This window comes from Bowmanella dokdonensis, assembly GCF_017254865.1.
Lineage (GTDB): Bacteria > Pseudomonadota > Gammaproteobacteria > Enterobacterales > Alteromonadaceae > Bowmanella > Bowmanella dokdonensis.
Genome location: NZ_JAFKCV010000464.1, coordinates 1 through 244 on the forward strand (window position 1 = coordinate 1; position 244 = coordinate 244).

1 rRNA gene is annotated in these 244 nt (G+C 45.5%); it reads right to left on the reverse strand.

Features of this window, described 5'->3' with window-relative positions:
• Window positions 1–139: 139 nt before the first annotated feature.
• Window positions 140–244 (reverse strand): 23S ribosomal RNA (locus tag J0A66_RS23310); the annotation flags it as partial.

The following is a 244-nucleotide window of genomic DNA, read 5'->3' on the forward strand; positions in this document are numbered from 1 at the left end:
CCGTAACGCTATGGCCGCCAGGCAAAAAAGGTTAACAATCTGGACTGTGATAAAGAATTCATCGCTTATGTAGCGTATTGGTTTGATGAGTTGTGGCTTGCACATACATCGTTCTGTTACATCGTAATTTGGGCGTTGTATGGTTAAGCCTCACGGGCAATTAGTACAGGTTAGCTTAACGCCTTACAACGCTTCCACACCCTGCCTATCAACGTTCTCGTCTTGAACAACCCTTCAGAGACCT